This is a genomic window from uncultured Campylobacter sp. (genome assembly GCF_938031315.1).
In the GTDB taxonomy this organism is placed as follows: domain Bacteria; phylum Campylobacterota; class Campylobacteria; order Campylobacterales; family Campylobacteraceae; genus Campylobacter_B.
The window spans coordinates 1-4519 of sequence record NZ_CALHHT010000156.1 but is presented as its reverse complement, the minus strand read 5'-3'; the positions used below and the strand labels follow the sequence as shown (position 1 = coordinate 4519).

Here is a 4519-nt window from a genome sequence, read left to right as displayed (position 1 = left end):
TAGAAGCCGTTTAAAGAGCGGCACGTTGCTAAGTCCGCCGCTTAAAAAATAAATTTGATTTTCCAGCCGTTTGATGAGAGCGGCGACCTTGTGCGCGGACGAGTCCACAATGGCGTAGGCGATCTCGCTCGTTTCGGCTCCGTTTGCGCTTAGAGAGACGATCTCGCTCTCGGCAAAAACAGTGCAGGTCGAGCTTAGTTTGATCGCGGGATTTTTGCGGGCGGTTTTGTAAATTTCGCTTAGCTCTAGCCCCAGGCGGCCCGCGCTGATCTCTAAAAATTTGCCCGTGCCGGCCGAGCATTTGTCGTTCATGATGAAGTCCGTAGGCTTGCCACCTTCTATTTTGATAGCCTTGGTGTCCTGCCCGCCCACGTCGATGACGGTGCAGTCTTTCTCGAACAAAAAGTGCGCCCCAAGGCCATGGCATAAAATTTCGCTCATGCTAAGCTGCGCGTACTCTACGCTGACGCGTCCGTAGCCCGTAGCCGTTACGAAGCCCCCTGCGTAGCCTTTTTGCTCTAAAATTTGCTTGATCTGCCGCGCGACTCTAACCGCGCTAAAGCCGCTTGGTAGCAAAAACAGCTCGCAAAATTTGCCGCGCTCGTCCATAACGGCGACCTTTGATGAGGTCGAACCGATGTCGATACCGATAAAATGCATACTCTGATCCGTAGAAAATTTTTCCGACACGCGGAACTTCGTCAAATTTGAGCGCAAATTTGTGCTCAGGTTCGTGTAAATTTGCAGAAACTATAAATGAAGATAAATTTATGCAAATGTAAATCGCGACCGCGATCTGCTTTGGTTGAAATTATAGCCAAAATCAGACGTAAAAAGCGAGGGAAATTTGAAAAAATATTATTTAGCGCATTAAATTTGAGATTTTCTATGCGGGAATGAGGGTAAATTTGACGACGGAATTTTAACGTACGGCGTCAAATTTAAGGTAGGTTTTGAGCTGAGCGACAAGCAAATTTGATGGTCGTGAGAGGCGAGAGCAAAAGCTCCGTGAAGCGGAGGATAAGGTGAAGGAGTATGTAAATTTAGCCCGATCAAAAACGGGCTAAAATGCTAAATCCTACTAACCAAAAAGAGCCAGCCTACCGATAAACCTCGCCGTCGATTATCGCCATGGCTTTGTTGTCTTTACTGCGCGGCGGAGTGTAGAAAAAGCTGTGGCGAACGACCGTACCGTCGTCGTATTTGAGCGTTAGCTCGCCTTGATCGAGCGTGTATGAGCCCTCGTCGCTGCGCGATTTTGAGCTGCCCCCGTCTATGCTGCCGCCTGGGGTACCCGAGGTTGCCATAGCATACGACGATCCGCCCGAGCTAAAGCGCCCTTTGCCGTCAAAGCAGTAGTATCCGCTCACGCCTACGCTTACGGTATCGCTGCCGCCCGACCAGCCGTACAGGGACGACGAGCTGTCCTTGCGAAACGAGAAGCACTCTTTTGGCATTTGGCTTGGGATTTGTGCCTGAAACATATAGTACCCCGTGCCGATGGAGTTCCACAAAAAGGTGCAGTCGTCGTTCTCGCAGTAGTAGCTCGTATCGTAGCCGTCGTTGCTGGTTATCGTTAGGATGCCATCTTTGACCTTATACGTGCCGTCGATGCGCGTGCGCCAGTCGGGCTTTTCTAAACGGCTCGCGTAAGTGCCGTCGTCGCGCAGATAAAAGGATATGTCGGTATTGGTGTTTATGAAGAGCCACTTGCCTGCAAACACGCCCGTGCCTTTTTTGCTCGCTCCCGCGTCGCTATGCTTGACGCTAGGGTCTTTTTCGGGCTCTAAATTTGAGCTTGATTTGGCTTGCGCCTGATTTGAGCTAGCCTGCGCCGCGCGGCTTTTTTTAAAGGTAAACAAGATGCCGCCCGCGCGTTGTTCGTATTCGAGCGAGCCGTTTTTCAGCCTAAATTCGCCCGCATCGTTATCTAGCGCGTATCTGCCGCTGCCAAGGCTTTTGTAGCCGCTTTCTCCTGCGCCCGTCTTGCACGTGCCGTCCGGATTTGCCGCTACGATACTGACTATGGCTTTGCCGCCTGCTATCTGGAAAAACGAATCCTCAAAGCACTTTTGGCCCGCCGTTTTAAACGTCTGCCCCTGCGCCGCGACAGAGTCGATCTCCCATCTGCCCTCTAGCTCGTCTGTGCTCAAATTTGAGACGGTTGCCGTTGCCGCGGCTTTGTTTGCGGCCGCGTCTTTTTTGAAAGAAAAAACGATAAATTTGCCGCCGTCTAAGGACTGTTTTACCTTTAGCGCGTCTTTATCTAGCCAAAACTCGCCGATAGGACCCAGCGCGTATTTGCCAGCACCTATGCTTTTAAAGGCGTAGCTTGCCTCGCCGCTTTTGCACGCTCCGTCCTCGCCTACGGAGCTAAGGCCTAGCTTTGCCTTGCGGCCGCTAACCTCGAAAAACGAATCCTCAAAGCACTTTTGTCCCGCTGTTTGCACCTCCTGCCCGTCTATGTTTGCCGAGACGATGCTCCACCTACCTTCCAGCTCGCTAGCGCTTAAATTTAATCCGAGGCAAAGCGCCGCGATGATCGCAAAAAGCTTGACTGTAAATTTGAGACCGTTCATATTTACCCTTTTTTTGAAAATTTGTAAATCAAAATTGATAGCCGATTTTAACATCGGGAAATAAATTTAAAGATGACCTAAATCAAGAAAAATTATGAAAAAACTAAAACAAGCTGAGCTCTAACTTAAAAATGCGTCTATAAATCACGCTACTTAGCTCACCGCCGCCAAGAAAATCCAAATGATCTTGCCGTATTGCTTCGTCCATGGCGTAAAAAGCAGGGTTAGTAACACGTTCTTAAAAATACTGTAAAATGTATATTTATAGTTTTTATTACGCTCAAAACGTATCCAAATTTAAACTATAGGCACATGAAATTAGTATTTGTTTGCGGTTAAATTTGAGCCTAGACAAGGCATCGCGAGTGCTGAATAAATTTTACGACGGTTTCTAAATCGGTAGATAAATTTTAGAAATTAAGGAGTAAATTTAAAGAGAAATTTGAGCCCGGAGTCGGGCTCAAATTTTAGTGTAGGTCAGACCAGACTTTGCGTTTCCAAAGCCATCCGAATATACCGAAAATCAAGAAGTAGATCATCGCGTTTATGCCTAGGCTTTCGCGCTCGGCTTTTTTAGCGTCGCCCGCTTTTGCCATATAGGCTACGACTTTGTCCTCGCTAGCTTTATTTAGACCTACGCGAGGCATCGAGGTGCCCGGTAGCATTTTTTGCGTGTCGTTTATAAATTTATGCAGATAATCATCGCCTTTTGAGCGGATCATCATCTATAAATCAGGAGGGTTTGAGCCCATGTAGGCAGCCAAATTTACGCGGTTAGTTAGAACGTATTTGTTTTCGTATTTCATATCATGGCATCTCTGACACGCATCGAGAAATACCTTCTCGTCGCTGATTTCTTTAGGCGCAATAGACTTTAGATATGCGACCATATCAGCTATCTCGGCGTTTGGATCCTCTCCGCCGGCCCCGAAAAAGGCAGGCATCGGATATGGAGTTTCGTCGTTAAATTTATGCGTTAGTTTTAGCGCCTTGGTCGGATCTTTGATAAGGGCTGCCAAGAAATGCTCGTCGTATATCGCTCCCGCGCTGCTAAGATCGGGCGGCACTACGCCGTACGCTTCGCTAAGTTCAGCAGCGCTCATAGCTGTCGGCATACCCGCAGCCTCGACGCCGTGACAGCCTGCGCAGCCAGCATTTGCAAAGGTTTCTGCGCCTTTAGTCGCGTCGCCTTTGGCTAAATTTATAGCCTTTATATCGTTCCAAAACGCGGTGTAGTCTTCGAGAGATTTTTGTGCCTCTTCGAGATCTTTTTGTGCTCCGGCGACTTTTTTCTCGTCATTCAGAGCTTTTGTCGCATCAAGGGCTTTTTGTCTAGCTTCTACCACGGATTTGGCTTGATTTATATCCTCGGCGCCAAAGTCGTAATCGGCCACGCCGACGTGCGGATGCATGACGTTATGCGCGTAAGGCTCGATACCCCAGTATGTTACGCCGGTTAAAATAACTACGATTATGAAAATTTTTAACTCTCTCATTTTACCGCTCCTTTTTTCTCAAGAGTCGTTATGATAGGTAAAACGACAAAAAGCAGAACGAAAAACGTAATGGTCGAGTAAAATCCTATCCATGAGTTTGAAATACCAAGCGTCACGCCGTCGGCAGGTAGCTTACCGAAGATCGTAAGCACGATCATATCGACCACTAGCAACCAGAACCATACGAAAAAGCCTTTTCTCTCGTGAGCCGGAGCCACGACGTCGCTTCTATCGTAAAGCGGCATAAAAAATAGAGCTACGCCCGCGATCGCAAACGCGATAAGGCCGATGTTGTAAGCTTTAAAGCCGAAAATGTCGAAGAAAAATCCGCGTAAAATCTCATACTGCCACAAGAAATACCACTCAGGATAGATGTGTGGAGGGGTTTTTAGAGCGTTGCCCGGTTCGAAATTTATCGGATCCATCGCAAAGTTGAAATGGAAA

Annotated in this window: 2 protein-coding genes and 2 pseudogenes; all 4 read right to left on the bottom strand. The window is 48.0% G+C overall.

Annotation, left to right across the window (positions count from 1 at the left end):
- A partial coding sequence (locus tag Q0236_RS04220) for an acyl-CoA dehydratase activase (RefSeq protein WP_297915434.1) occupies positions 1–660 on the bottom strand: 660 nt, incomplete at its 3' end.
- A 440-nt stretch (positions 661–1100) separates the two neighbouring features.
- Positions 1101–2579 (bottom strand): hypothetical protein, encoded by a 1479-nt coding sequence (locus Q0236_RS04215; RefSeq protein WP_297915432.1) that lies wholly within the window; start codon positions 2577–2579, stop codon positions 1101–1103.
- Positions 2580–3046: 467 nt separating this feature from the next.
- Positions 3047–4075 (bottom strand): annotated as a pseudogene (locus tag Q0236_RS04210) (c-type cytochrome).
- Positions 4072–4519 (bottom strand): annotated as a pseudogene (locus Q0236_RS04205) (cytochrome bc complex cytochrome b subunit); the annotation flags it as partial. The pseudogenes Q0236_RS04210 and Q0236_RS04205, both read right to left, overlap by 4 nt.